This is a genomic window from Mesorhizobium newzealandense (assembly GCF_042682145.1).
Classification (GTDB): Bacteria; Pseudomonadota; Alphaproteobacteria; order Rhizobiales; family Rhizobiaceae; genus Mesorhizobium; species Mesorhizobium newzealandense.
This window is the reverse complement of the sequence record NZ_JBHUGZ010000023.1, coordinates 79,950-106,379: the sequence shown is the minus strand read 5'-3', so window position 1 is coordinate 106,379 and position 26,430 is coordinate 79,950. Positions and strand designations below refer to the sequence as shown.

Sequence of the window (26,430 nt, the reverse complement as noted above, 5' to 3'; positions counted from 1 at the left end):
CCTCCCGCAAATGAATCGCGGAACGGTTCTTATAGAGACGCCTCGGCGCATCGCCAAGGCGAGCTCTCGCCAAAAGTCTATCTGGTCCAGGCACTGAGGTTATTTTGCAACAACGGCTCAACGAGCCGTGCTCACGGCACCACGAGATAGGCCGCCTGGTCGGCAATCGCGATCGTCACGTCGGTGACGGAATTGAACTCGACGTCCCCTTGAAATGGCTGACAAACCTGCACGCCCCCAGGTTCATCAATAAAATCAGCCCGTTAACCGCGATCCCTGAAACGGTTGGTGATGGGATAGCGGCGGTCGCGACCGAAGTTCTTTCTGGTGATCTTCACGCCGGGTGCAGCCTGCCGGCGCTTGTATTCGGCTATGTAGAGCAGGTGTTCGATACGTGTCACCGTCGCGCGGTCGTGACCGCGAGCGACGATGTCGTCGACCCCCATCTCGTTCTCGACCAGGCATTCGAGGATGTCGTCCAGCACCGGATAGGGCGGCAGCGAATCCTGGTCGGTCTGGTTCTCGCGCAATTCCGCCGACGGCGCCTTGTCGATGATGTTCTTCGGGATCACCTCGCCCGAGGGCCCGAGCGCGCCCGGCGGCACATGGCTGTTGCGCCAGCGCGACAGCGCGTAGACCTGCATCTTGTAGAGGTCCTTGATCGGATTGAAGCCGCCGTTCATGTCACCGTAGAGCGTGGCGTAGCCGACCGACATCTCGCTCTTGTTGCCCGTGGTGACGACCATCGAGCCAAACTTGTTGGAGATCGCCATCAGGATGGTGCCGCGCGCTCGGCTCTGCAAATTCTCCTCGGTAATGCCTTCCTTGGTGCCCTCGAAAAGCTGCGTCAGCGTGTGCAGAAAACCTTCGACCGGCTCGAAAATCGGCACGATGTCATAGCGGCAGCCGAGCGCACGGGCACCGTCCTCGGCATCCTTCAGCGAGTCCTTCGAGGTGTAGCGGTAGGGCATCATCACCGCGCGCAGGCGTTCCTCGCCAAGCGCATCGACGGCAAGGGCGGCGCAGATCGCCGAGTCGATACCGCCGGACAGGCCGAGCACGACGTTCTTGAACCCGTTCTTGTTCACGTAGTCGCGCAGGCCAAGCATGCAGGCGCGGTAGTCCGCCTCTTCCCTGTCCGGGATCTTCGACATCGGCCCTTCCGAGCAGATCCAGCCGCCATCCGATCGTTTCCAGGTGGTCACGTCGACCGCGTCCTCGAACTGGCTCATCTGGAAGGCCAGCGTCTTGTCGGAACCTATGGCAAATGACGCGCCGTCGAAGATCAGTTCGTCCTGGCCGCCGAGCTGGTTGGCATAGATCATCGGCAGCCCGCATTCGATGACCTGGCGGATGACAACCTGGTGGCGGACATCGATCTTGGCGCGATAATAGGGCGAGCCGTTCGGCACCAGCAGGATTTCCGCTCCGCTTTCCGCCAGCGTCTCGCAGACGCCGACATCGCCCCAGATGTCCTCGCAGATCGGAATCCCGATCCGCACGCCGCGGAAATTGACCGGCCCCTGGATCTCTGGTCCGGCCTGGAAGACGCGCTTCTCGTCGAATTCGCCGTAATTCGGCAAATCGAGCTTGTAGCGCTCGGCGATGATCTTGCCGCCATCGGCGAAGATGATCGAATTATGCGTGCCGCTCTTGCGCTTCAGCGGCGTGCCGATGATGACGCCCGGGCCGCCATCGGCGGTGTCGGCGGCAAAATCCTGCGCAGCCTTTTCGCAGGCCTTCAGGAACGCCGGCTTCAGCACCAGATCTTCCGGCGGATAGCCGGCGAGGAAAAGCTCGGTGTAGAGCACGAGATCGGCACCCTGGCGGGCGGCATCCGCCCTCGCCTCGCGCGCCTTGGCGAGGTTGCCGGCAATGTCGCCGACAGTCGGATTGAGCTGGGCGACGGCGATGCGCAGGATATCGAGTTTCTTGGTCATACCTGCGGGTTTAGCGCGGCAAAATTCGCCCGGCAATGGTGTTCAGTTGGACCAATTCGAGCCGTATGACATACATCATTTGTGTCCTGACGGATCGACGAATGTTGATCGTGGCTGGGTGATCGACGATCAGTCGTCGCCCATATATTCGCGCAACGCTTCCGGCGAGTTGTTCTCGCCAATCGACATCGCCAGGATACGCGAGATGTGCCGGCGCGGAAGACCGGTCTCCGCTGCCCATTGATTGATCTGCTTCTGGATCTTGTCGAGATCCTTCTTCGAAGTCGGGCTTTCAGCGATGTCGAGGCCAGCGTCGCGCAGTGCGGCCGCCATATCACCCGAAATGACGAAGGCATCCCAGCCCAGCCAGCGCAGGAAATACTGGCCGGTGTTGCCGCCGAGCCGGCTGCCGTGCTTGCCGAGATAGGCCATCAGGCCGACCTGGTCGTCCGCCGGCCAGCGCGCAAGGAATTTGCCGAAGCTGCTGTGTTCCTTCGACACGCGGTCGACGAAGGCAGCATTGTCGCGCACCGATTTGATCTTCTGCGGATTGCGCACGATGCGCTTGTCGGCCGTCAGATCGTGCCAGAAATCGTCGGGTTGGAACAGCAGCCGCTTCGGCTCGAAGTGGAGGAAGGCTTCCTCGAAGCCTGGCCATTTCTGTTCGATGACGCGCCAGACGAAACCGGCGGCAAAGACGCGCTCGGCCATAACAGACAGAATGCGATCGTCCACGATGTCAGCCACGGCGGCATTGTCTGGCGCCGGCCCCAAAAGCGACGAAAGCTCCGCCTCGCCACCCTTGCGTTTGGCGGCTCGTGCGCGGATTTTCGCGAAGTCTGGCATTTTGCTTTCATCTCCGTGCCGCGCTTTTGACGGAACGGCATCTTCCTATATGGAGACGAGGCTGCCAAGCCGAGGCTTTTGGTATGGAGACATCCATGAACAAGACAGTGCCCGAACTGGCCAACCGCTGGCTAAAGCGAACGCCGGAAAATCTGACCGAACTCGAAAGGCGGGTGCTGCAAAGCGCCGTCGATCGCAAGCCGGTATCGCAGAACATCAATGAGAGACTTGCCGGTCTTCAGGGCGCGGGCGACCGTATCGCCGATGCCATTGCGCGCGTCGGCGGTTCGTGGACGTTCATCCTGTCCTTCATCGCTTTCCTGATCCTCTGGATCGGCGCCAACTGGTGGCTGCTGGGGCAAGAGTCGTTCGACCCCTACCCCTTCATCTTCCTCAACCTCGTGCTGTCGATGATCGCCGCCCTGCAGGCGCCGGTGATCATGATGTCTCAGAATCGCCAGGCCGCGCGCGACCGCATCGACGCTGCGCACGACTACGAGGTCAACCTCAAGGCCGAGATCGAGATCATGGCCTTGCATGAAAAACTGGACGAACTGCGCCACAGCCAGATCATTGGCATGCGCGACGAGATCGCGCAGATAGCCAATCAGTTGAAGCGGCTCGACGAGCGGCTCGCTACGCAGACCTCGCCCTGATGACGAATGCGATCCATCACCTCATCGAACAATACGGCCTGCTTGCCGTCTTTCTCGGCTGTGTCGCGGAGGGCGAAAGTGCCGCCATCCTCGGCGGCTTCTTCGCGCACCAGCAAGTCTTCGTGTTGTGGCACGCCTTGCTCGCAGCCGCGCTTGGTGCCTTCGTCGGCGACACCTTCTTCTTCATTCTTGGACGGAGCTTTGCCGACCATCCCTATGTCGTCAGATTGCGCAAGCGGCCTGGTTTCCGCCGCGCCTTTCGCCTGCTCAACACCCATCCCGACATTTTCGTGCTGTCGAACCGCTATGTCTACGGCATGCGCCTTGTCGGCGGCATCGCGGCCGGCCTCTCGCGCATCACTGTACAGCGTTTCGTCATCCTCAACGCGCTCTCATCGGTGATCTGGGCCGTTCTGTTTGGCACCATCGGCTACGTCTTCGGGCTGGGCGCCGAACACATCATCGGACAGGCACTGGCCCACCATGAGCGGTTGCTGATCGCGCTTGCCATCGGCTTGACGGTGGCGATCCTTGCCTGGTTCGTCGCCCGGCATGTCGCGAAAAAGGAACGGGCCAGGGAAGGCTGAGGCCTTTCGTTTCATCATGTCGTTGTCCTAAAACCGCCACGCGCTTTTGGGCGACATGCATTAGTCGATACCGAGCGCCTGATCACCCCGATCGAGGATCAGCGGGATGATCAAATCTTCCTCGTCGGCAAGATGCCGGGTCAACATGGCGATCAGCCGGCTGTTTTCGTCGGCATAGGCGTCGGCGGCGAAGCGCTGTCTGTCCTCGCTCTCCTGGAGCGTCTTGACGAAGGCGTTGGCGGCCTCGGCATTGCGCTCCAGCCCTTCATGGATGGTGTGATGGTCGGCATCGAGGATCTCGAAACCGCGCTTCAGCCGGGGCTCGGCTTCGGCGAAGATCGGGAAATATTGGTAATCCTCGACATTGTGGTGGCCATCGAGATTGCCGAGAAAATGGTTGAGACGCGGCGCGAACCAGCGCGCGAAGTCGGGCGCCGTCAGCCTGCCCTCGCGGTAGTCGCCAATGCCGTTGGTCAGCATGCCGCCAAGTTCGCGGAACATGTCGTGCCGCTGCAGCCACATATTGGCGACGCCGTGGATGTTGGCGTGGCCCTGCCAGTTTTCGCGCGGGTATTTCTTGGCCAGCCAGCGCAGATCGTCTGGCAGGCCCTTGCGTTCGAGAAGCAGGAAGTTTGCGGCCTCGGTCATGACTGTCTCCTCAGACCATGATCCCATCGGGATCAGGTCGTGGTGACCGTCATGTAGGGACCGAAGTGTCAGATCGGTAGGCCGGTGATCCGCTCGATGATGGCGATGCCCCAGACGCCGGCGACGATGATCACCGAAATCAGCACCGCCAGCGAACCACAATCCTTGGCCAGCTGAATGTCGACATTGAACTCGCGGCTGAAGGCGTCGCACGCCGCCTCGATGCCCGTGTTCAGCACCTCGACCATGATCAGCAGCAGCACCGCGCCGATCAGCAAGGCATAGCCGCGCCACGAGATCGAAACGAACCAGCCGAGCGGCAAGGCGAGCGCGAGAAGCATCAACTCCTGCTGGAAAGCCTTCTCGCTGACGGCCAGCTTGCGAAAAGCCCGCACCGAATTGAAAAAAGCGTCGATCAGCCGCTGCATGCCAAACCCCTTTCCGAATCACCGGGACGGGATAATGCAATGGCTGGGCAGATCAATGGAATAAGGTGACTTGTCCAAGATTCATTCAGCGACAGGTATGGACGGCGTCGACTTTTCAAACTGCGGCAGCCCGTCGTCGATCGAATAATAGTCGCCCTTGTCGGAGACGAAGATATGGCATTCGCCCTCAAGGCCCGTCGGACTGTCGAACGATCCGGCCATGACCGAAATGTAGTCCTGGTCTAGTGGCTTCCAGAACAGCACCGACCCGCATGCCTTGCAAAAACCGCGCCTCGCGAAGGAAGACGCTTCGTACCAGGTAATGCTTTCCCCGCCCTCGATCGCGATGTCGGCGTTTGCGACATTGGTCGCGGCGTAGAAATGTCCGCTCTGCTTCCTGCATTGCGAGCAATGACAATAGACGACGCCGCGCAGCGCTCCGCGTGTTCTGAAGCGGACCGCTCCGCACAGACACGATCCCAGGTGACTGTCACTCACTTCGACCCTCCTTGAAGAAACTCTGCCTGGCATCGGGCAACTTTTGTCAGGATTCCAGCTTTGCGACGGCCGCACGCAAGCAAATGCGACATTTGCTGGTGTGGCGAAACCGAAATTCAGGTTCATTGTTAGCAGCATGATGCGCGAGTTTCGCATTCAAAGCCACCAAACCGGGGGCATCCCGGATGAACTGGCGTTCATCCCGGATTGTTGGTGCGCAAATTGAAGCCTCTACAGCCGCAGGTAGAGAAAAACTGTGAAACCTCAGCGAATTAAGGAAACTTTAGCGCTCCCGCATTTATGGTCATGGCGAGCGAAGGCCGCAGGTGGGGACGCGTCTGTTCGCAAGATGTTCTGGATTATCGGGTTGCCTTCCCCGGCTGGCGACAAATGGAACCCGCAAGTTCTGCTGCGGGATCCGAGGGAAGAGTGATCACGACATGCAGCCCGCAGCCGTCCCGACCGAACGAAGCGCCGATATCGCGGCCACTGTTGTCGCCACAATGCGCCAGTTGGGCGTGCTCGGCCTGCCGCGCAACTACGAGATTTTCTATGAGGCGCTGAGCGGCACCAATCGCGAGCTCAGCCTCGCCGTCGTCTCGCTGAGCAACCGGCCGACACAGGATGAACTGGACCAGATCGGCCGCGCTTTTTTTGCCCATAATCATGGCCCCGGCATCGTCGAGCACGCCAGAGACGTCATTGCCAGGGAGCTCGAGGAGGTCGCATCGCTGTTGAGGAGCGAGCGCAGCCACATCGAGAAATACGGCAGGATCCTCGATGAGACATCGAATGGCCTCAGCAACCGCAGCCTGCTCTCGCAGGATCTCTTGCAGAAGATCGCCAACGCCATGGCGACTGCCACCAATTCGACGATCGATCACGGCCGGCAGGTGGCCTCGACGCTGAGCGACAAGACGGCCGAGCTCGAGAGCGTCAAGTCGAAGCTCGAGGAATACAAGCGGCTGGCCGACACCGATCCGTTGACCCATATCTGGAATCGCCGCGCTTTCGACAAGGAAATCACCCGGATCTACAACAGCAACAAGGGCATCCTGTTCAATGCCCTGATCCTTGCCGACATCGATCGCTTCAAGGACATCAACGATCGCTACGGCCACCCGGTCGGCGACAAAATCATCCAGATCATCGCCGATATTTTCCAGACCAGCATTCGCGGCGACATGTTCGTCGCCCGCACCGGCGGCGAAGAGTTCGCGCTGATCATCGAGGGCGCCAGCGAGGACGCAACCTACGAGATTGCCGAGCGTATTCGCGCCCTGATCGAGCAGACGCCGTTCACCAGCAGCCAGACCGGCGCGAACTACGGTACAGTCACCGTCTCGATGGGCATCTGCATGGCATCCGAAGCCGAGGGTCCCGAGGACCTCTACACCAAGGCCGACCGGGCGCTCTATCGCTCCAAGGTCAGTGGCCGCAACCGCGTCACCAGGCATTCGACGATGGCCGGCCGCGCCGGCAAGAGCTGGCTGCTCTACAAGAAGGACTGAGCGTCCCCTCGTCCATCGCCGCCACGGATTGTTTTGCACCCACGGAACAGCGCATCGAGTTTTCGAGGACGGCGTTTGCCGTTCCCCGTCTCGTTGGCCTGCATTGGGAACGCGGTCACTCAACTGGCTGAAAAAGAAAGCGCCGGATCTCTCCAGCGCTTTTTCTGTCGACGTTCAGGCCGAAATCGAGCTCAGCCGTTAACGGCCTGCTTGTGCTGCACCGGGTGGCTCTTCTTCAACAGGTCCGAGACCAGGAAGGCCAGTTCGATCGCCTGGTCGGCGTTGAGGCGTGGGTCGCAATGGGTGTGGTAGCGGTCCTGCAACTCCTCGGCGGTGATGGCGCGCGCGCCACCGGTGCATTCCGTGACGTTCTTGCCGGTCATCTCGACATGGATGCCGCCCGGATGCGTGCCTTCGGCGCGGTGCACCTCGAAGAAGGTCTGAACCTCCTTCAGGATGCGGTCGAACGGCCGCGTCTTGTAGCCGGCGGCCTCGATCGTGTTGCCGTGCATCGGGTCGGACGACCATACCACGCTGCGGCCTTCCTTCTTTACCGCGCGCACCAGCTTCGGCAGATGGTCGGCGACCTTGTCGGAGCCGAAGCGTGCGATCAGCGTCAGCCGGCCGGGTTCGTTTTCGGGGTTGAGCAGGTCGATCAGCTCCAGCAACCCATCCGGCGTCAGCGACGGGCCGCATTTCAGGCCAAGCGGGTTCTTGATGCCGCGGCAATATTCGACATGCGCATGGTCGGGCTGACGGGTACGGTCGCCGATCCAGATCATGTGGCCTGACGTGGCGTACCAATCGCCGGAGGTCGAATCGACGCGGGTCAGCGCCTCCTCGTAGCCGAGCAGCAGCGCCTCGTGGCTGGTGTAGAAATCGGTCTCGCGCAGCGCATAATTGGTTTCCGAGGTGATGCCGACGGCCTTCATGAAGTCCATCGTCTCGGTGATGCGGTTGGCGAGCTCACCGTACTTCTCGCCTTGCGGGCTGTCGGACACGAAGCCGAGCATCCAGCTATGCACATTCTCCAGGCTGGCATAGCCGCCCTGCGCGAAGGCGCGCAAAAGGTTGAGCGTCGCCGCCGACTGGCGGTACGCCATCTCCTGGCGGGCAGGATCTGGAATGCGCGACTTGGCGTCGAATTCAATGCCGTTGATGATGTCGCCGCGATAGCTGGGCAGCGTCACATCACCCTTGGTCTCGTTGTCGGATGAGCGCGGCTTGGCGAACTGGCCGGCAACACGGCCGACCTTGACCACCGGCTGCGCGCCGGCGAAGGTCAGCACCACCGACATCTGCAGGAAGACGCGGAAGAAGTCGCGGATGTTGTCCGCGCCATGCTCGGCAAAACTTTCGGCGCAATCGCCGCCCTGCAGAAGGAATGCGTCACCGGCAGCGACAGCTGCAAGCTGCTTCTTCAGCTTGCGCGCCTCACCTGCAAAAACCAGCGGCGGAAAGGTGGCGAGTTGGGCTTCCGTGTTCTTCAGCGCGGCAAGGTCCGGATAGGCAGGAACCTGCTTGATCGGCTTTGCTCTCCACGAATTCGGCGACCATTTCGTCATCGCTGCACCCAACGCTCTTTCCGAGCAATTCCAGGAAAAGTGTGAAACGGTTTCCGTCCGGAATTGCGTCAAACAACAAAGCGAGCGCCATCGCCCGCCAATCCGCCCCATATGGGGATCGCGGCTCCATACACGAAGCCGATTTCCTATTCTAGACCGGATTTGGCCGCGTGGCGAATGCAGCGCCCGCCGAAGCGGTGCCCCTGTCCCTGCGCTACGCCGCTTTCTCGACGAGCCGCGCCAACTGGGTCATGACGACCGCCGAACCCGCCAGCCGCTTCTCAGCCGTCGGCCAGTCGCGCGCGAAAACGACGCTGTGATCGGGCCGGATCTTGGCCAGCGATCCCTGCTCGCCGATGAATTGGACCAGGCCGACCGGGTTGGAGAATTCGCGTTTGCGGAAATGGATAACGACGCCCTTCGGCCCGGCGTCGAGTTTTTCGACGTTGGCCTTGCGGCAGAGCGCCTTGATGAAGACGATCTTCAAGAGATGCTTCACCTCCTCCGGCAGCGGGCCAAAGCGGTCGATCAGCTCGGCGCCGAAGGCATCGATTTCCTCGGTGTTTTCGAGGTCGCCGAGGCGGCGATAGAGCGCGAGCCTGAGCTGCAGGTCCGGAACATAGCTTTCCGGGATCATCACCGCCGTGCCGACGGCGATCTGCGGCGACCAGCCGCCATCCTGGACCTCGCCGGAATCCTTCACTTCGGCGACAGCCTCCTCCAGCATTTGCTGGTAAAGCTCGAAGCCGACCTCCTTGATGTGGCCGGACTGCTCTTCGCCGAGAAGATTGCCGGCGCCTCTGATATCGAGGTCGTGGCTGGCCAGCTGGAAGCCGGCGCCCAGCGTGTCGAGCGACTGCAGCACCTTCAGCCGGCGCTCGGCTGTGTCGGTCAGCTTGCGGTTGGCCGGAAGCGTGAACAGCGCGTAGGCGCGCACCTTCGAGCGGCCGACGCGGCCGCGCAACTGGTAGAGTTGCGACAGGCCGAACATGTCGGCGCGATGGATGATCAGCGTGTTGGCGGTCGGGATGTCGAGGCCAGATTCGACGATGGTCGTCGACAGAAGCACATCGTACTGGCCGTCGTAGAAGGCATTCATGATGTCGTCGAGTTCGCCCGGCGGCATCTGGCCATGGGCCACGGCCACTTTCAGCTCCGGCACTGATTCTCTCAGGAAATCCTGGATTTCCGCCAGATCGCTGATGCGTGGAACGACGTAGAAGGAGTGACCGCCGCGATAGCGTTCCCTAAGCAGCGTTTCACGAATCACCAGCGGATCGAAGGGCGAGATGAAGGTGCGCACCGCCATGCGGTCGACCGGCGGCGTGGCGATCAGCGACAGCTCGCGCACCCCAGTCAGCGCCAGTTGCAGCGTGCGCGGGATCGGCGTCGCCGACAGTGTCAGCACGTGCACATCTGTCTTCAGATCCTTCAGCCGTTCCTTGTGCTTGACGCCAAAGTGCTGTTCCTCGTCGATGATCAAAAGCCCAAGGCTCTTGAACGAAATCGAGGCGCCAAGCAGCGCATGGGTGCCGACGACGATGTCGACCTGCCCCTCGGCGATGCCTTTCTTGGTCTCAACCAGTTCCTTGGCGCCGACCAGCCGCGATGCCTGGGCAACCCGGATCGGCAGGCCGGAAAAGCGTTGCGAAAACGTCTTGAAATGCTGGCGCGACAACAATGTCGTCGGCACCACCACCGCCACCTGAAAGCCTTCCATCGCCGCGATGAAGGCAGCCCGCAGCGCCACTTCCGTCTTGCCGAAGCCGACATCGCCGCAGATCAGCCGGTCCATCGGCTTGCCGGCGGCAAGATCGTCCCGAACCGAGTCGATCGCCGTCTGCTGGTCGTCGGTCTCCTCATAGGGGAAGCGGGCCGCGAACTCGCCATAGAGGCCTTCCGCCGGCACCAGCGCCGGGGCGGCGCGCATTTGCCGTTCGGCTGCGATGCGGATCAGTTGCCCGGCCATGTCGAGCAGGCGTTTCTTCAGCCGCGCCTTGCGCGACTGCCAGGCGCCGCCGCCAAGCTTGTCCAGCGTCGCCTCGGCCGAATCCGAGCCGTAGCGCGACAGGAGCTCGATGTTCTCGACCGGCAGGAACAGCCGGTCATCGCCGGCATAGTGGATTTCCAGGCAGTCATGCGGTGCGCCAACCGCTTCGATGGTGCGCAGGCCAATGAATCGGCCGATGCCGTGGTCGGCGTGGACGACGATGTCGCCGGCCGACAGTGCCGAAGCTTCGGCAATGAAGTCGGAGGCCCGTTTCTTGCGCTTCGAGCGCCGGATCAGCCGGTCGCCGAGAATGTCCTGTTCGGCGACGACGACCAGTCCTTCGGTCTCGAAACCGGATTCCAGCGGCAGCACGGCAAGAGCCGCCTGCCCCGGCTCGAGCTGTTCGGCTTCCGCCAGAGTCGCGACCTGCTTGAGATTGCCGAGGTGGTGCTCACTCAGGATCTGGCCAAGCCGGTCGAGCGAGCCTTCGGTCCAGCCGGCAATGACGACGCGGCGGCGCGCAGCACGCTCGTCGGCGATGTGTCTGACGACGATATCGAAGACATTGATGCTGGGATCGGCGCGCTCCCCCGCGAAGCTGCGGCCATGGCGCGAACCGGCGTGGTAGACCTTTTTCGCCCCAGCGTCAGGCGCATCGAAGGGCGTGAAGTCGATCGCTTCGCGCGGCCCCAGCGAAGAAATCAGGTTTTCCGGCGAGAGATAGAGCAGGTCCGGCGGCACTGGCTTGTAGGGCACTGCATCCTTCAGCGCGCTGTCGGCCTGCTTTTTGCGCGCCTCGTAGTGATCGAGGATCAGCGTGTGGCGTTCGGCGAGCGCCTCATGCGCCAGATGATCAAACACAACAGGTGTGTCCGGCAAATAGTCGAACACGGTTTCCAGCCGCTCGTAGAAGAACGGCAGCCAGTGCTCCATGCCGGCGAACCGCCTGCCCTCGCTGACCGCAGCATAGAGCCCGTCGTCGCGCTGCGGTGCGCCAAAGGCTTCGATATAGGAGCGGCGGAAGCGGCTGATGGTTTCCGGCGTCAGCGCCACTTCACTCATCGCCTGCAGCGCCATCGACTTGCGCTGGCCGGTGGTGCGCTGGGTGCCTGCGTCGAAGACCCGGATCGATTCCAGTGTGTCGCCGAAGAAGTCGAGCCTGAGCGCTTCGGTCCAACCCGGGGCGAACAGGTCGAGGATGCCGCCGCGCACGGCGAACTCACCGATGCCGCGCACGGTCGGCACGCGCTCGAAGCCTGATGTCTCCAGCCGCGACACCAGCGCGTTCATATCGATCTGGTTGCCGGGCCTGGCATGAAACGTCTGCGCCTCGACCAGGTCGGCCGGCGGAATGCGCTGCAGCAGCGCATTGGCGGTGGTGAGGATGACGGCGCGGTGCGGCTTCTTCGCTAGCGCAATCATCGCGGTCAGCGCATCGAGGCGCTTGGCGGCGGCGTCCGAGCCGGGCGAGACGCGGTCATAGGGCAGGCAATCCCACGCCGGCAGTTCCAATACGGGAAGGCCGGGGGCCGCGAAGGACAATGCTTCGATGATCGCCGGCAGGCGCTGGCCGTCGCGCGCCACGAACAGCACCGGCTTGTCGGGTGCGATCTCGAGTGCCGCCTGCACCAGCGCGAAGGCTTCGTAGCCGTCGGCGACGCCATCGACGATGAACTGGCCGGCGCGGCCTTTCGGCAGGCCGATGGTGGGAATAAGGCTCATGAAATCACTGTTTTGTTTGTCGCAATTCCGGACGGAAAACCGCTTCGCACTTTTCCTGGAATTGCTTGTGTTCAAAATGTCATGGAGTGGCGGAAAGCCAGGATCTTTTGCAGGACGGCACAATCGATATCCCGGGGAACCGGGCGTTCGCCGGTGACCATGGGCAGGAATTCTGTGTCGGGAATGTCGAGGAGCCTCTCATATTGGTCGATTTCCTCGCCGGTCAAGGCGCCGATCTGGGCATCGGCGAAGGTGCCGAGGATCAGGTCCATCTCGCGCATGCCGCGATGCCAGGAACGAAACAAAAGCTTGCGGCGGTGGGCGTCGAGCCCCTCGCTTGATCGTGTCGTTCCGGTCATTGTGCCGCATCCTCACTTGCTGCGGCGCATATAGCGTGGATAGAAGGGGCTGTCAGCCTTGCGCTGCAGCCGTCGCGACATAAGCTGACATCATGCGTCCTTCCATCCTCGATCCGCTGTTTGTCCCGATCACCTCGCTGGCAGGCGTCGGACCGCAGGTCGGCACCCTGATCGAGAAAGTGGTTGCGGCCGATCTCGGTGATCGCGCCGCACGCGCCGGCGACCTTCTGTTCGTGCTGCCGCACACCGTCATCGACCGCCGCAACCGGCCAGGCATCGCGCTCGCCGCCGAGGGCGCGATCGTCACGCTCGAGGTGCGCATCGACCGCCACCAGCCACCGCCGCGCGGCAACAGGTCGGTGCCCTACCGGGTCTTCGCCCATGACGACACCGGCGAGATCGCACTGACCTTCTTCCATGCCCACGCTTCCTATCTGGAAAAGGCAATGCCCGAAGGCGAACATGTCGTGGTCTCGGGCCGCATGGAATGGTTCAACGGCCGCCCGACCATGGTCCATCCGGACCATATCGCGCTGGCCAGCGAAGCGGAAAACCTGCCACTGGTCGAACCGGTCTATCCGCTCACCGCCGGGCTCTCGGGCAAGGTGCTGCGCCGGGCGATCGGCCAGGCACTGGCGCGCTTGCCCGTATTGGCCGAATGGCAGGACGGCGCCTTCATGCGCCGGCACACTTTTGCGCCCTTTGGCGATGCGCTCGCCCGCATCCACAATCCGGCCGACCCGATCGATGTCTCCATCGATGGCGCCGCGTGGCGACGCCTTGCCTATGACGAATTGCTGGCGGGCCAGGTCTCGCTGGCGCTGGTGCGGGCAAAAATCCGCCGCCTGTCCGGCCGTCCTCTGGTTGGCGACGGCAGCATCGTCGAAAAACTCCGCGCCGCACTCCCCTATTCGCTGACCGCGAGCCAGGAATTCGCGCTCGCCGAAATCAATGCCGATCTCGCCGATCCCGACCGCATGCTGCGGCTTCTGCAAGGCGATGTCGGCTCCGGCAAGACGGTCGTCGCGCTGCTGGCCATGGCGCGTGCGGTCGAGGCCGGCGGCCAGGCAGCACTGATGGCGCCGACCGAAATCCTGGCGCGCCAGCATCTGGCCACGATCGCTCCGCTTGCCGCCAAGGTCGGGCTGCGTATCGCAATCCTCACGGGCCGCGAAAAGGGCCGCGAGCGAACCGAGACGCTGGCCGGCCTGGCGAGCGGCGAGATCGACATCGTCGTCGGCACCCACGCGCTGTTCCAGGAGACGGTCACCTTCCACGATCTGGTCTTCGCCGTCATCGATGAGCAGCATCGCTTCGGCGTCCATCAGCGGCTTGCCATAACCGCCAAGGGCGATGCGCCCGACATGCTGGTGATGACGGCCACGCCGATCCCGCGCACGCTGGTATTGACCGCCTTCGGCGACATGGATGTGTCGAAGCTGACGGAAAAACCGGCCGGCCGCCAGCCGATCCGCACCGTCACGCTACCGCTCGAGCGGCTCGATGAACTGGTCGGCCGCATGGTCGACGCGGTTGCCGGCGGCCAGAAGATCTACTGGATCTGTCCTCTGGTCGAGGAATCCGAAGAGATCAAGCTGATGTCAGCCGAGGACCGTTTTGCCTCGCTGAAACCGTTGTTCGGGGACCGCATCGGCCTCGTCCACGGCCGCATGAAGGGCGCCGACAAAGACGAGGCGATGCGCGCCTTCAAGCAGGGCGAGACACGCATCCTGATCGCCACCACGGTGATCGAGGTCGGCGTCGACGTGCCGGACGCCACCGTCATGGTCATCGAGCATGCCGAGCGCTTTGGCCTCGCCCAGTTGCACCAGTTGCGCGGCCGGGTCGGGCGCGGCGACATCAAGTCCTCCTGCGTGCTGCTCTACAAGGATCCGCTCGGCGAGACGGCAAAGCGCCGGCTGTCGGTGATGCGCGAGACCGAGGACGGTTTTCTGATCGCCGAAGAGGACCTGAAACTGCGCGGCGAAGGCGAATTGCTGGGCACCCGCCAGTCCGGCACTCCGGGTTTCCAGGTGGCGCGTATCGAGGCGCATGCCGACCTTTTGGAAGCTGCCCGTGACGACGCCAGGCTGATCCTGTCACGCGACCCGGAGCTGCAATCGCAGCGTGGCGAGGCGTTGCGCCTGTTGCTTTACTTGTTCGGTCGCGACGAGGCTGTCCGGCTCCTACGCGCCGGCTGAGCCAGGGCGGCAACCGACGGGTTGGAAAGCTCTCCATTAATCGGCTCGCCGTTCACGACGACCATTTGCTTGACCTCGGGCGCCACCAGTCCGGCCGAGACGATCAGCTTGGCGCCGTCCTCGATCGTCATGTCGAGCAGCACGATGTCGGACTTCGGCACATACATCAGGAACCCGGTGGTCGGGTTCGGTGTGCAGGGCATGAACACGGCGATCAGCGGATCGCCTTCCTGGTCGAGCTTCTGATTGATCTCGGTCTCCTTCTCGCTGGCGACGAACACCAGTGACCAGACGCCCTTGCGCGGATATTCGACCAGCCCGACCTGGCGGAACATGTCGCCCTTGTTCGACAGCACGGTCTCGAAAATCTGCTTCAGCGAACGATAGATGCCGCGCACCAGCGGCATGCGGCCAAGCAGGCGCTCGCCAAAGTTGACGATGGCGCGGCCGACAATGTTGGCCGTCAGAAAGCCGATCAGTGTGATCAGGATCAGCGCGACGATCAGTCCGAACCCCGGGACCGGAAACGGCAGGTAGCTGTCCGGACTATAGCGTGCCGGAATATAGGGCTTTACCCACGAATCGACCCAGCCGATGAACGACCAGGCGATATAGGCGGTGATCGCCAGCGGTGCGCAGACGACGAAGCCCGTGAGGAAATAGTTCCTCAGCCGGGTCATGCCGGAGGTCTTGGGAGCGTCGGACATGGTTCACCGGGCGTGGGTTGCAGCGCAACATTAGAGCATGATCCCGAAAAGTGGGAACCGGTTTTCAGAAAAATCATGCTCAAAAAAGAAAGACAGCCGCTGTGATGCAAATGCCATCACAGCGGCTCTGTGAACCGGAAGGCGCTTCGAAACTGCGACGTTTTTAAACGGCGCCTACTCCACCGTCACCGATTTCGCCAGATTGCGCGGCTGGTCGACATCGGTGCCCATGAACACGGCAGTGAAATAGGCGAGCATCTGGATCGGCAGCGCGTAGATGATCGGCGAGATGATTTCCGGCACATCCGGCAGCACGATCGTCTCCATCGTCTTGACACTTGTAAGTGCCGCACCCTTGCTGTCGGTGATCAGGATGATCTTGCCGCCGCGGGCCGCCACTTCCTGCATGTTCGACACGGTCTTTTCGAAGATCCGGTCATGCGGCGCGATGACGATGACAGGCATGTTCTCGTCGATCAGGGCGATCGGCCCATGCTTCAGCTCGCCCGCGGCATAACCCTCGGCGTGGATATAGGAGATTTCCTTGAGTTTGAGCGCCCCCTCCATGGCCAGTGGGAAATTGGTGTCGCGGCCGAGATAAAGCACGTTCTTGTAGTGGGCGAGGTCGCGCGCGATCTTTTCGATCTGATGGTCGAGCTTCAGCACCTGGTTGGCGTAGCGAGGCGCTTCCGACAGCTCGCGCACAAATGTCTTTTCCTGCTCGCGTGAAATCGTGCCGCGCGCCACGCCGGCGCGCACGGCAAGCGATGCCAGCACCGAAAGCTGGCATGTGAAGGCCTTGGTCGAGGCGACGCCGATCTCCGGGCCGGCCAGCGTCGGCAGCACCACGTCGGATTCGCGCGCCATGGTCGATTCGCGCACATTGACGACCGCGCCGATCTTCATCCCGGCCTTGCGGCAGTAGCGCAGCGACGCCAGCGTATCGGCGGTTTCGCCCGACTGCGAGATGAAGAAGGCGGCATCGTTCTTCGACAGCGGCATTTCGCGGTAGCGGAACTCCGAGGCGACATCGATGTCGACCGGCAGCCGGGCGTAGCGCTCGAACCAGTACTTGCCGATCAGGCCTGCGAGATAAGCGGTGCCGCAGGCCGAAATCGCCAGCCGGTCGATCTTGGCGAAATCAAAAGGCAGGTCGAGCGGCTTGGATACGCCACCAACAAAGTCGAGATAATTCGCCAGCGTGTGCGAGATCACCTCGGGCTGTTCATGGATTTCCTTCTCCATGAAATGGCGCCGGTTGCCCTTGTCGACCATGAAGCTGGTCGAAAGCGACTGCTGACGCTTGCGCTCGACTTGTCTGCCGTCAATGTCGAAGATCGTGACGCCTTCGCAGCGCACCACCGCCCAGTCGCCATCTTCGAGATAGGTGATCGAATTGGTGAACGGCGCGAGCGCGATGGCATCGGAGCCCAAGAACATCTCTCCATCGCCATGGCCGACGGCCAGCGGCGGACCATTGCGGGCGCCGACGATCAGGTCCTCGTCGCCCTTGAACATGATGGCCAGCGCGAAGGCGCCTTCCAGCCGCTTCAGCGCCTGGTGCGCAGCCTCGACCGGCTGCAACCCCTTGGCCAGTTCTCGCGCCACCAGATGGGCGACGACCTCGGTGTCGGTCTGCGAGGAGAATTCGTAGCCGTCACGCTTCAGTTCGTCGCGCAGTTCAGCGAAATTCTCGATGATGCCGTTGTGGACGATGGCGACGCCGTCGGAAAAATGCGGATGGGCATTGGTCTCGTTGGGCACGCCATGCGTTGCCCAGCGCGTGTGGCCGATGCCGATCGTGCCGTCGAGCGGATCGTCCTTGAGCCGGCGCTCGAGGTTAACCAGCTTGCCTTCGGCACGGCGGCGGGCAAGCTGACCATGCTCGATGGTGGCGACACCGGCCGAGTCATAGCCGCGATATTCGAGCCGCTTCAGCGCGTCGACGATGAGCGGTGCAACCTGCGAGTGGCCGACGATTCCAACGATACCGCACATGCAGACAGCCCCCAATTCCCCATGGAAAACCAGCACTATCTAGGGATGGCCGGCCTGCCGCGAAAGTCACATTGCATTTCGTCCCATGTAACAGAACGCTTCTGCACGCATGCACCATGACAGACCGCTCTTGCAATCCGGTTACTGCAATCATTCGGTTTTTTGCCGGCCGGTTTTACTTTTTCTTCGCAGCCGCGGCCGAAGCAAAACGCTCGCGCAGTTCCTTGGCCTTGCCGGGGATGGTCTTCTGGCGGGCGCGGCCGAAGGCCAGCGCGTCGTCCGGCACGCTTTCGGTGATGACGCTGCCGGAGGCGATATAGCCGCGCTTGCCGATGGTGACAGGCGCCACCAGCGAGGAATTCGAGCCGATAAAGGCGCCTTCGCCGATGTCGGTGAAGAATTTCGAATAGCCGTCGTAATTGCAGGTGATGGCGCCGGCGCCGATATTGGCGCCCGCGCCAACGCGGGCATCGCCGATATAGGTCAGGTGGTTGACCTTGGCGCCCTCCTCGATGGTCGCCTGCTTGACCTCGCAGAAATTGCCGACCTTGGCCTTGTTCTTCAGGTCAGCACCCGGCCGCAGCCGAGCGAAAGGTCCGACCTCGCAATTCGAGGCAATGGTGGCGCCTTCGAAATGGCTGAACGCATGGATCTTGGCGCCGGTGGCGATTTTCACGCCTTGGCCGAACCAGACATTGGGTTCGACGATCGTGTCGGCGCCAATCTCGGTATCGTGCGAGAAATACACGGTTTCCGGCGCAATCAGCGTCACACCCGACAGCATCGCCTCATGGCGGCGGCGCGCCTGCCAGATGCCCTCGGCCTGCGCCAGTTCGGCGCGGTTGTTGATGCCGAGCGCGCTCTCGAAGCTGGCTTCTGTGGCGACGACATCGAGACCCTGCGCGCTGGCAATCTCGACGATGTCGGTGAGATAATATTCGCCCTTGGCGTTCTTGTTGCCGACCGCATCGAGCAGCGTCAGCGCCTGGCTGCCGGCCACGGCCATCATGCCGGCATTGCAGAAGCCGATCTTCCTTTCCTCCGCGCTGCAGTCCTTCTCCTCGCGGACGGCGATCAGCTTGCCGCCTTTTTCGATCAGCCTGCCATAACCGGTTGGATTGGGTGGCCGGAAACCGATGACCACGACGGCGGCACCTTCGGCCAATTTCAACCGCGCCACGGTGAGCGCATCCGCGTCGATCAATGGCGTGTCGCCAAACATCACCAGGATATCGTTATAACCCTTTGATATCGCATCGCGCGCGGCGAGCACGGCGTGTGCGGTGCCGAGGCGCTTCTCCTGCACGAAGGTCTCGGCCTTCGGCGCGAACTTTGCCGCGGCCTTGCGCATCTCGTCGGCGCCATGGCCAATCACCAGCGCCTGGCTGCTGGCACCGGCGGCTTCCGCCGCCTTCACCACATGAGCGACCATCGGCAGGCCGGCAATCTGGTGCAGCACCTTCGGAAGCGCGCTTTTCATGCGTGTGCCTTCGCCGGCGGCGAGGATGACGGACAAGCAGGATCTCTGGCTCATGGACGGACAACCATATGAAAAGGGTTGGGAATCAAAACAGGATAGCAGTGGCGCCATGCTGCACCAATGCGGTTAAATTCCGGTGAGATCGTAGAGCAGCTAACTCTTGGTCAGCGGGTCCACGGCGCGCATTTCGCATTTTTGGGCAACGAGATTACCCCAGCCGCCCCAGCACCGGAAAATTCTCCAGCAGCCAATAAGATACTGTCTGAACGCCACCCGTCAGGAAAAACACGCCGGCGATGACCAGCAGCGCGCCGATCGCCTTTTCGACGCGGCCGAGATGGACGCGGAACTTTCCGAGGAAGCGCATGAAGGCGCCGGAAAACAGCGCCGCTATCAGGAACGGGATGCCGAGGCCGAGCGAATAGGCAGCCAGCAGCAATGCGCCCTCGCCCACGGTCTCACGGCCGCCGGCCAGCGTCAGGATCGGCCCCAGCACCGGGCCAATGCAGGGCGTCCAGCCGAAGGCAAAGGCAAGCCCCATGACATAGGCGGCGACCGCGCTTGCCGGCTTTCCCTGCGACTGGAAGCGGGCCTCGCGCGACAACAGTGGGATGCGCAAGATGCCGAGGAAATTCAGGCCCATCAGGATGATCAGCACGCCGGCGACCATCGCCAGCGGCTCCTGCCAGACCCGCAGCCAATGGCCGATGGTTGAGGCACCGGCGCCGAGGGCCACAAACACGGTCGAGAAGCCAAGCACGAAGGCAATCGACGAATAGAGCAGCGCGCCGCGCGCGCCTTCGCGTGCCGTCGCACCCGCATTGCCGCGAAAATCGTCGACCGACACGCCGGCCATGTAGCAGAGATAAGGCGGCACCAGCGGCAGCACGCAGGGTGACAGGAACGAGATCGCTCCCGCCCCGACCGCGCTGACATAGCCGATGTCCAATGCCATTCCAAAACTCCGACTGTCCCGGCGCCGATATAGGCTCGACGTTGCTTCTCCACCAATCACCATTTTGTGGCAAGTCGTCACCGCATGCGCAGGTCGGGGAAGAAACGACGGCTCGCAGGCGTTGATACAGTGAGGCCGCGATTTCCCGCGCGTCTCCAAGTATCAGCCAGGGAGATTTCCATGAAAACCATAACCGTAGGTCTGGCCGCGCTTTTGCTCAGCACCGCCGCATCCTTCGCCGCCGACGCGTGGAAGGAAGCCGAGGTCAATGGCACCAAGATCTACACCGACGCCAACGGCATGACGCTTTATACCTATGACAAGGATGAGAAGGGCAAGACCAACTGCTACGACAAATGCGCCACCAACTGGCCGCCGCTGAAGGCCGAGGCCGGCGCCAAGGCGGACGACGAATGGAGCGTCGTCGACCGTACCGACGGCACCAAGATGTGGGCCTATGACGGCAAGCCGGTCTACACCTTCATCAAGGACAAGAAGGCTGGTGATGTGACCGGCGACGGTGTCGGCGAGGTCTGGCACATCGTCAAGGCCGACTAAAGTTCTCAATCCGGGTCCTGCCGCTGGCGGGGCTTGGCTAGCCGCCGGATGTCCCTCCAAGAGCCCGGCGGCCAGCATCAATCAGCCTGTCAGAGCGTCGACCCCTGCGATACCCCAGCCGCTTTTCGTCGACTCGGCGGAAAAATGAATCGGTTCGTTTCCGCTGACTCGGGATCGCGATCTCCCCAAGCCAAATTCTGTGATTTTCTCCATACACTCTAAGAGTGTATTGCTGCGGACAGCCCTGCAATTTGGGCGCTTCCCCTTGACCGGATGCAAAAGCGCGGCCATGTGAGCGGCCAATAGAACGAGATTTCGTCGCGCGCAGCGGAATTCTTCTGCCGCATCACAGCTGATATGAGACCTCATGGACGTCGTCGTCGTCGAATCGCCGGCCAAGGCGAAGACAATCAACAAATACCTCGGCAAGAACTACAAAGTTCTGGCCTCGTTCGGCCATGTCCGCGATTTGCCGGCCAAGGATGGATCGGTGCGGCCGGACGAGGATTTCGCCATGTCCTGGGCGGTCGACACCGCCTCGGGCAAGCGGCTTGCCGACATCGCCAAGGCAGTCAAGGATGCCGACGGCCTGATCCTCGCCACCGATCCGGATCGTGAAGGTGAAGCGATTTCCTGGCACGTTCTGGAAGTGCTGAAGCAGAAGCGCGCGCTGAAGGACAAGCCGGTCAGCCGCGTCGTCTTCAACGCCATCACCAAGTCGTCGGTGCTGGAAGCGATGGCCAATCCGCGCCAGATCGATGCGCCGCTGGTCGATGCCTATCTCGCCCGCCGGGCACTCGACTATCTCGTCGGCTTCACGCTGTCGCCGGTGCTGTGGCGCAAGCTGCCGGGCGCCCGTTCGGCCGGCCGCGTCCAGTCGGTTGCGCTGCGTCTGGTCTGCGACCGCGAATCCGAAATCGAACGCTTCATCCGCGAAGAATATTGGCAGATTGCCGCCCTTCTCGGCACGCCGCGCAACGAGAATTTCGAAGCGCGGCTGACCGCCTTCGATCGCAAGAGGCTGCAAAAGCTCGACATTTCCAACAAGGCGCAGGCCGACGACATCAAGTCGATGCTCGAGGGCGCGACCTTCAAGGCGGTGTCGGTGGAAGCCAAGCCCACCAAGCGCAATCCCGGCCCGCCCTTCACCACCTCGACGCTTCAGCAAGCCGCCTCATCGGGCCTTGGCTTCTCGGCCAGCCGCACCATGCAGGTGGCGCAGCGCCTCTATGAAGGCATGGAGATCGGCGGCGAAACCACCGGCCTGATCACCTATATGCGAACCGACGGCGTGCAGATGGCGCCCGAGGCGATTTCGGCCGCCCGCGACGCCATCGCCAAGGAATTCGGCCCCAAGTACCTGCCGGAAAAGCCGCGCCAATATACCGCCAAGGCCAAGAACGCCCAGGAAGCACACGAAGCGATCCGCCCGACGGACTTCATGCGCACCCCGGCATCGGTCAGGCAATATCTCGATTCCGACCAGATGCGGCTCTATGAGTTGATCTGGAAGCGCGCCATCGCCAGCCAGATGCAGCCGGCCGAGATCGAACGCACAACAGCCGAGATCGAGGCGGTCAACGGCGCCCGCACCGCCGAGCTTCGCGCCATCGGTTCGGTCGTTCGCTTCGACGGCTTCATCGCCGCCTACACAGACCAGAAGGACGACGATTCGGAAGACGAGGAAAACCGCCGTCTGCCCGAGATCCGCGCCGGCGAGCAGCTTGCCCGCCAGGCGATCAACGCCACCCAGCACACCACCGAGCCGCCGCCGCGTTACTCCGAAGCCTCGCTGATCAAGAAGCTGGAAGAACTCGGCATCGGGCGGCCGTCGACCTATACGGCGATCCTGAAGACGCTCGAGGACCGTGATTACGTCACCCTCGACAAGCGCCGGCTGGTGCCGCAGGCCAAGGGCCGTTTGCTGTCGGCCTTCCTCGAAAGCTTCTTCAAGCGCTATGTCGAATACGACTTCACCGCGTCTCTCGAGGAAAAGCTCGACGAGATATCGGACGGCAAGCTCGCCTGGAAGGACGTGCTGCGCGATTTCTGGAAGGACTTTTCCGGCGCCGTTGCCGATATCAAGGAGCTGCGCGTCACCGACGTGCTCGATGCGCTCAACGAGGAACTGGCGCCGCTGGTGTTCCCCGCGCGAGAAGACGGCTCCAATCCGCGCATCTGCCCGAAATGCAGCACCGGCAATCTGTCGCTGAAGCTCGGCAAGTTCGGCGCCTTTGTCGGTTGCTCGAACTATCCCGAATGCTCCTTCACCCGCCAGCTCGGCGACGCCGCCAATCCCAATGGCGAGAACGGCAATGGCGAGGACGGCACCAAGGTCATCGGCAAGGATCCCTATACATCAGAGGAAATCACGCTGCGCAGCGGCCGCTTCGGCCCCTATCTGCAGCGTGGCGATGGCAAGGAAGCCAAGCGTTCCAGCCTGCCCAAGGGCTGGACGGCTGAAACCGTCGACCACGAGAAGGCGCTTGCCCTGCTGTCGCTGCCGCGTGATGTCGGCCAGCATCCGGAATCCGGCAAGATGATCTCGGCCGGGCTCGGCCGCTACGGCCCGTTCGTGCTGCATGACGGCACCTACGCCAATCTCGACAGCATCGAGGACGTGTTCTCCATCGGGCTCAACCGCGCCGTGTCGGTGATCGCCGAGAAGCAGCTGAAGGGCAAGGGCGGCCGCAATGGCGGTACGCCGGCAGCCCTGAAGGAGCTCGGCGACCATCCCGACGGCGGCGGCAAGATCGTCGTGCGTGACGGCAAATACGGGCCTTACGTGAATTTCGGCAAGGTCAACGCCACCCTGCCCAAGGGCAAGGATCCGCAATCGGTGACGGTCGAGGACGCGCTGGCGCTGATTGCCGAGAAGGAAGCCAAGGGCGGCGGCGGCAAGAAGCCGTTCCGCAAGGCGGCAGCGGCCAAGGCCCCGGCAACCAAGAAAACAACAGCCAAGAAAACGGCGGCCAAGAAGCCGGCCGCGAAGAAAAAAGGGTAGGACAGCGTGGCGCGCAGGATCACCGGTAGAAGCCACGGCGATCCGCGCACCGCCGACACGAGGGCCAAGGTCAAGGACGACTATAGGCCGTCACGTGACGAAATCCTGCGCTACATCGCCGAAAATCCCGATCGCGCCGGCAAACGCGACATCGCCAAGGCGTTCGCACTGCGCGGCGACGACCGCATCTGGCTGAAGGATATCTTGCGCGACCTGCAGGACGAAGGCGTCCTGACCAAGGAGCGCAAACAACTGGCCCGCGTCGGCGCCCTGCCCCATGTCGCCGTGCTCGACATTTTTGGCCGCGACGGCGACGGCATTTTGCTGGCGCATCCTGCGGAAGCCGTCGGTACGGGAGAGCCGCCGGTTGTGTCCATTCGGATCTCGCGCAGCGGCAATGGCCCGGCACCAGGCATCGGCGACCGCGTGCTGGCCAAAACCTTCCCGACCAACGAAGTGACGGGCCCCGCCTACACCGGGCGGGTGATGAAGATCTTCGAGAAGCGCAGCGATGCGGTTCTCGGCGTCTTTCGCATCCTGCAGGACGGCACCTTCCGCATCGAGCCGGTGGAACGGCGCCAGCCCGAACTGATCGTCGACAAGGAGTTCCAGAACGGCGCCAGGAATGGCGACCTGGTCGAGGTCGAGCCCGCGCGTGCCTCCCGCTATGGGCTGCCAAGAGCCAAGGTGCTCAACGTGCTGGGTTCGCTGACCAGCGAAAAGGCGGTCTCGATGATCGCCATCCACGCGCATGACATTCCGCATATTTTTCCAGCCGACGTCGTCGCCGAGTCCGAAGCGGTCAAGCCGGCGACGATGGATCACCGCGAGGACTGGCGCGACCTGCCCCTGGTCACCATAGATCCGGCCGACGCCAAGGACCATGACGACGCTGTCTTCGCCACACCAGACCTTGACGAGAACAACCCGGGCGGCGTGGTCGCCACGGTGGCGATCGCCGATGTCGCCGCCTATGTCCGCTATGGCACGGCACTCGACCGCGAAGCGCTGAAACGCGGCAATTCGGTGTATTTCCCGGACCGCGTCGTGCCGATGCTGCCTGAGCGTATCTCCAACGATCTGTGCTCGCTGCGCGAAGGCCAGGACCGGCCGGCGCTGGCCGTGCGCATGGTTTTTTTCGGCCGAAGGCCGCAAACTCCGGCACTCCTTCCACCGCGTCATGATGAAGTCGGCGGCGAAACTTGCCTACCAACAGGCGCAGGCAGCCATTGACGGCGTGCCGGACGACAAGACCGGTCCGATCCTCGACACCGTGCTGAAGCCGCTGTGGGACGCCTATTCAATCCTGAAGCGTGGCCGCGACGGCCGCCAGCCGCTCGAACTCGACCTGCCGGAGCGCAAGATCCTGCTCAAGCCGGATGGCACCGTCGATCGCGTCATCGTGCCGGACCGGCTCGATGCTCACAAGCTGATCGAAGAATTCATGATCCAGGCCAATGTCGCCGCGGCCGAGACGCTGGAGGCAAAGAAGCAGGCGCTGGTCTACCGCGTCCATGACGCGCCTTCGCTGGCCAAGCAGGAATCGCTGCGCGAGTTCCTGCAGACGCTTGGCCTGTCGCTGGCGCGCGGCGCGCAGATGCGGCCAAGCCAGTTCAACGGCATCCTGGAGCGCGTGCGCGGCGCCGACAATGAAGGCCTGGTCAACGAAGTGGTGCTGCGCTCGCAGAGCCAGGCCGAATATTCGCCCAAGAACATCAGCCATTTCGGCCTCAACCTGAAGCGCTACGCGCATTTCACCTCGCCGATCCGCCGTTACGCCGACCTGATCGTGCATCGCGGACTTATTGCCGCACTCGGCCTTGGCCCAGGCGGGCTGACGCAGGACGAGGAAGCGCGGCTCGAAGACGTCTCAGTGCTGATTTCAGGCACGGAACGGCGCGCAATGGCAGCCGAGCGCGACACCGTCGACCGGCTGATAGCCGCCTATCTCGCCGAGCGCGTCGACGACCGCTTCGACGCGCGCATCTCCGGCGTCACCAAATCGGGACTATTTGTCCAATTGCCGCAGTATGGCGCGGATGGTTTCATCCCGGTGTCAACATTGAATGGCGATTACTATATATACGACGAAGCGGCCCGCTCCCTGTTCGGAGAACGCTCGGGCAAAGGCTACCAGCTCGCGGACCGCGTCGAGGTCCGGCTCGTCGAGGTGGCACCAATGGCCGGCGCGATGCGCTTCGAGATGTTGACCGACCCGAAGCCTTTGCCGGGCTCCAAGCGGTCGTTTCACAAGGCCAAGGGCCGCGCCCGCGCGTCGCAATCGCGACCGGGTTCGCGCGGCAGGAGACGATGATGACAACAGCCATGGAACAACCGGTTTTCGGCGGAGAACATCACTCGGGCCGGGCCGCCCGCCCGCTGTGGACGGCAATGAAGCGCGGCATGCTCGGCCGCTGCCCGCATTGCGGCGAAGGCAAGCTGTTTCGCGCCTTCACCAAGACCGTCGATACATGCAGCGTCTGCGGCGAGGAACTGCATCACCATCGCGCCGACGACCTTCCGGCCTATCTCGTCATCGTTATCGTCGGTCACATCGTGCTTGGCGCCTTCATGGCCGTCGAGGCGACATCGACGCTGTCCACCTGGCAGCACATCGCCATCTGGGTGCCGCTGACCATTGTCTTGGCGGTGGCGCTGCTGCAGCCGGTCAAGGGTGCCGTCATCGGACTGCAATGGGCCTTCTATATGCACGGATTCGGCGGCGAGCAGGATGTGATCGAGCCCCATCCCGGGGTCTAGGTCAAAGTTGGCTACGC

Annotated in this window: 19 protein-coding genes and 1 pseudogene; 8 read left to right on the top strand and 12 right to left on the bottom strand. The window is 62.6% G+C overall.

All coding sequences use genetic code 11. From position 1 onward, the window contains the following. Window positions 1–263 precede the first annotated feature (263 nt). Both ACFSOZ_RS30220 and ACFSOZ_RS30215 read right to left on the bottom strand, forming a co-directional pair. Window positions 264–1,940: an NAD+ synthase gene (locus ACFSOZ_RS30220; protein WP_379104130.1), complete on the bottom strand. Its 1,677-nt coding sequence runs from the start codon at window positions 1,938–1,940 to the stop codon at window positions 264–266. A 129-nt stretch (window positions 1,941–2,069) separates the two neighbouring features. Further along, the gene (locus ACFSOZ_RS30215; RefSeq protein ID WP_379104128.1) at window positions 2,070–2,786 is read right to left on the bottom strand and encodes a DNA-3-methyladenine glycosylase I; all 717 of its coding nucleotides are present in this window, start codon (window positions 2,784–2,786) and stop codon (window positions 2,070–2,072) included. A gap of 95 nt (window positions 2,787–2,881) precedes the next feature. Between ACFSOZ_RS30215 and ACFSOZ_RS30210 the strand changes: the two genes are divergently transcribed. Both ACFSOZ_RS30210 and ACFSOZ_RS30205 read left to right on the top strand, forming a co-directional pair. Then, entirely contained in the window at window positions 2,882–3,442 is a 561-nt protein-coding gene (locus ACFSOZ_RS30210; RefSeq protein WP_379104127.1) for a DUF1003 domain-containing protein, read from the top strand. After that, window positions 3,442–4,029: a DedA family protein gene (locus tag ACFSOZ_RS30205; RefSeq protein WP_379104124.1), complete on the top strand. Its 588-nt coding sequence runs from the start codon at window positions 3,442–3,444 to the stop codon at window positions 4,027–4,029. The genes ACFSOZ_RS30210 and ACFSOZ_RS30205 overlap by 1 nt, the downstream gene beginning before the upstream one ends. Window positions 4,030–4,089: 60 nt before the next feature. On the opposite strand, the gene ACFSOZ_RS30200 is transcribed toward ACFSOZ_RS30205, so the two are convergent. The 3 genes from ACFSOZ_RS30200 to ACFSOZ_RS30190 form a co-directional block, all read right to left on the bottom strand. Continuing rightward, complete coding sequence (locus tag ACFSOZ_RS30200; RefSeq protein ID WP_379104122.1) at window positions 4,090–4,677, bottom strand: hemerythrin domain-containing protein; 588 nt, start codon at window positions 4,675–4,677, stop codon at window positions 4,090–4,092. A 68-nt stretch (window positions 4,678–4,745) separates the two neighbouring features. Further along, window positions 4,746–5,105: a diacylglycerol kinase gene (locus ACFSOZ_RS30195; protein ID WP_095085124.1), complete on the bottom strand. Its 360-nt coding sequence runs from the start codon at window positions 5,103–5,105 to the stop codon at window positions 4,746–4,748. A gap of 81 nt (window positions 5,106–5,186) precedes the next feature. After that, window positions 5,187–5,603, bottom strand: a complete 417-nt coding sequence (locus ACFSOZ_RS30190; RefSeq protein ID WP_379104557.1) for a GFA family protein — start codon at window positions 5,601–5,603, stop codon at window positions 5,187–5,189. A gap of 440 nt (window positions 5,604–6,043) precedes the next feature. Here ACFSOZ_RS30190 and ACFSOZ_RS30185 point away from each other — a divergent pair, with 440 nt between their 5' ends. Then, entirely contained in the window at window positions 6,044–7,114 is a 1,071-nt protein-coding gene (locus ACFSOZ_RS30185; RefSeq protein WP_379104119.1) for a GGDEF domain-containing protein, read from the top strand. A gap of 191 nt (window positions 7,115–7,305) precedes the next feature. Here the strand turns inward: ACFSOZ_RS30185 and ACFSOZ_RS30180 are convergent, their stop codons facing one another. The 3 genes from ACFSOZ_RS30180 to ACFSOZ_RS30170 all read right to left on the bottom strand — a co-directional run bounded on the left by ACFSOZ_RS30180 (window position 7,306) and on the right by ACFSOZ_RS30170 (window position 12,750). Beyond that, complete coding sequence (locus ACFSOZ_RS30180; protein WP_379104554.1) at window positions 7,306–8,679, bottom strand: class II 3-deoxy-7-phosphoheptulonate synthase; 1,374 nt, start codon at window positions 8,677–8,679, stop codon at window positions 7,306–7,308. Window positions 8,680–8,893: 214 nt separating this feature from the next. Further along, window positions 8,894–12,391, bottom strand: a complete 3,498-nt coding sequence (mfd, locus tag ACFSOZ_RS30175) for a transcription-repair coupling factor (RefSeq protein ID WP_379104117.1) — start codon at window positions 12,389–12,391, stop codon at window positions 8,894–8,896. 71 nt (window positions 12,392–12,462) lie between these two features. Then, complete coding sequence (locus tag ACFSOZ_RS30170) at window positions 12,463–12,750, bottom strand: succinate dehydrogenase assembly factor 2 (protein WP_379104115.1); 288 nt, start codon at window positions 12,748–12,750, stop codon at window positions 12,463–12,465. Window positions 12,751–12,842: 92 nt separating this feature from the next. On the opposite strand from ACFSOZ_RS30170, the gene recG reads away from it, so the two are divergent. Beyond that, window positions 12,843–14,951 carry an ATP-dependent DNA helicase RecG gene (gene recG / locus ACFSOZ_RS30165; RefSeq protein WP_379104113.1) on the top strand — a complete coding sequence of 703 codons (2,109 nt, stop codon included), beginning with the start codon at window positions 12,843–12,845 and terminating at the stop codon, window positions 14,949–14,951. On the opposite strand, the gene ACFSOZ_RS30160 is transcribed toward recG, so the two are convergent. The 4 genes from ACFSOZ_RS30160 to ACFSOZ_RS30145 all read right to left on the bottom strand — a co-directional run bounded on the left by ACFSOZ_RS30160 (window position 14,903) and on the right by ACFSOZ_RS30145 (window position 20,091). Beyond that, entirely contained in the window at window positions 14,903–15,658 is a 756-nt protein-coding gene (locus ACFSOZ_RS30160) for a DUF502 domain-containing protein (protein ID WP_379104111.1), read from the bottom strand. The two genes, recG and ACFSOZ_RS30160, sit on opposite strands and share 49 nt — an antisense overlap. A gap of 174 nt (window positions 15,659–15,832) precedes the next feature. After that, window positions 15,833–17,656: a glutamine--fructose-6-phosphate transaminase (isomerizing) gene (gene glmS, locus ACFSOZ_RS30155; RefSeq protein WP_379104109.1), complete on the bottom strand. Its 1,824-nt coding sequence runs from the start codon at window positions 17,654–17,656 to the stop codon at window positions 15,833–15,835. Between the two features lie 175 nt (window positions 17,657–17,831). Further along, window positions 17,832–19,190, bottom strand: coding sequence for a bifunctional UDP-N-acetylglucosamine diphosphorylase/glucosamine-1-phosphate N-acetyltransferase GlmU (gene glmU, locus ACFSOZ_RS30150; protein ID WP_379104107.1), 1,359 nt, complete (start codon window positions 19,188–19,190; stop codon window positions 17,832–17,834). 154 nt (window positions 19,191–19,344) lie between these two features. Beyond that, window positions 19,345–20,091: a cytochrome c biogenesis CcdA family protein gene (locus ACFSOZ_RS30145; RefSeq protein ID WP_379104105.1), complete on the bottom strand. Its 747-nt coding sequence runs from the start codon at window positions 20,089–20,091 to the stop codon at window positions 19,345–19,347. A gap of 180 nt (window positions 20,092–20,271) precedes the next feature. Between ACFSOZ_RS30145 and ACFSOZ_RS30140 the strand changes: the two genes are divergently transcribed. The 4 genes and pseudogenes from ACFSOZ_RS30140 to ACFSOZ_RS30125 all read left to right on the top strand — a co-directional run bounded on the left by ACFSOZ_RS30140 (window position 20,272) and on the right by ACFSOZ_RS30125 (window position 26,413). Next, window positions 20,272–20,649: a COG4315 family predicted lipoprotein gene (locus ACFSOZ_RS30140; RefSeq protein ID WP_379104102.1), complete on the top strand. Its 378-nt coding sequence runs from the start codon at window positions 20,272–20,274 to the stop codon at window positions 20,647–20,649. A 367-nt stretch (window positions 20,650–21,016) separates the two neighbouring features. Continuing rightward, window positions 21,017–23,653, top strand: a complete 2,637-nt coding sequence (gene topA / locus ACFSOZ_RS30135; protein ID WP_379104100.1) for a type I DNA topoisomerase — start codon at window positions 21,017–21,019, stop codon at window positions 23,651–23,653. Between the two features lie 6 nt (window positions 23,654–23,659). After that, a pseudogene (gene rnr / locus ACFSOZ_RS30130) lies at window positions 23,660–25,967 on the top strand (ribonuclease R). 11 nt (window positions 25,968–25,978) lie between these two features. Beyond that, window positions 25,979–26,413 carry a DUF983 domain-containing protein gene (locus tag ACFSOZ_RS30125; RefSeq protein WP_379104552.1) on the top strand — a complete coding sequence of 145 codons (435 nt, stop codon included), beginning with the start codon at window positions 25,979–25,981 and terminating at the stop codon, window positions 26,411–26,413. The last annotated feature ends 17 nt before the right edge of the window (window positions 26,414–26,430 follow it).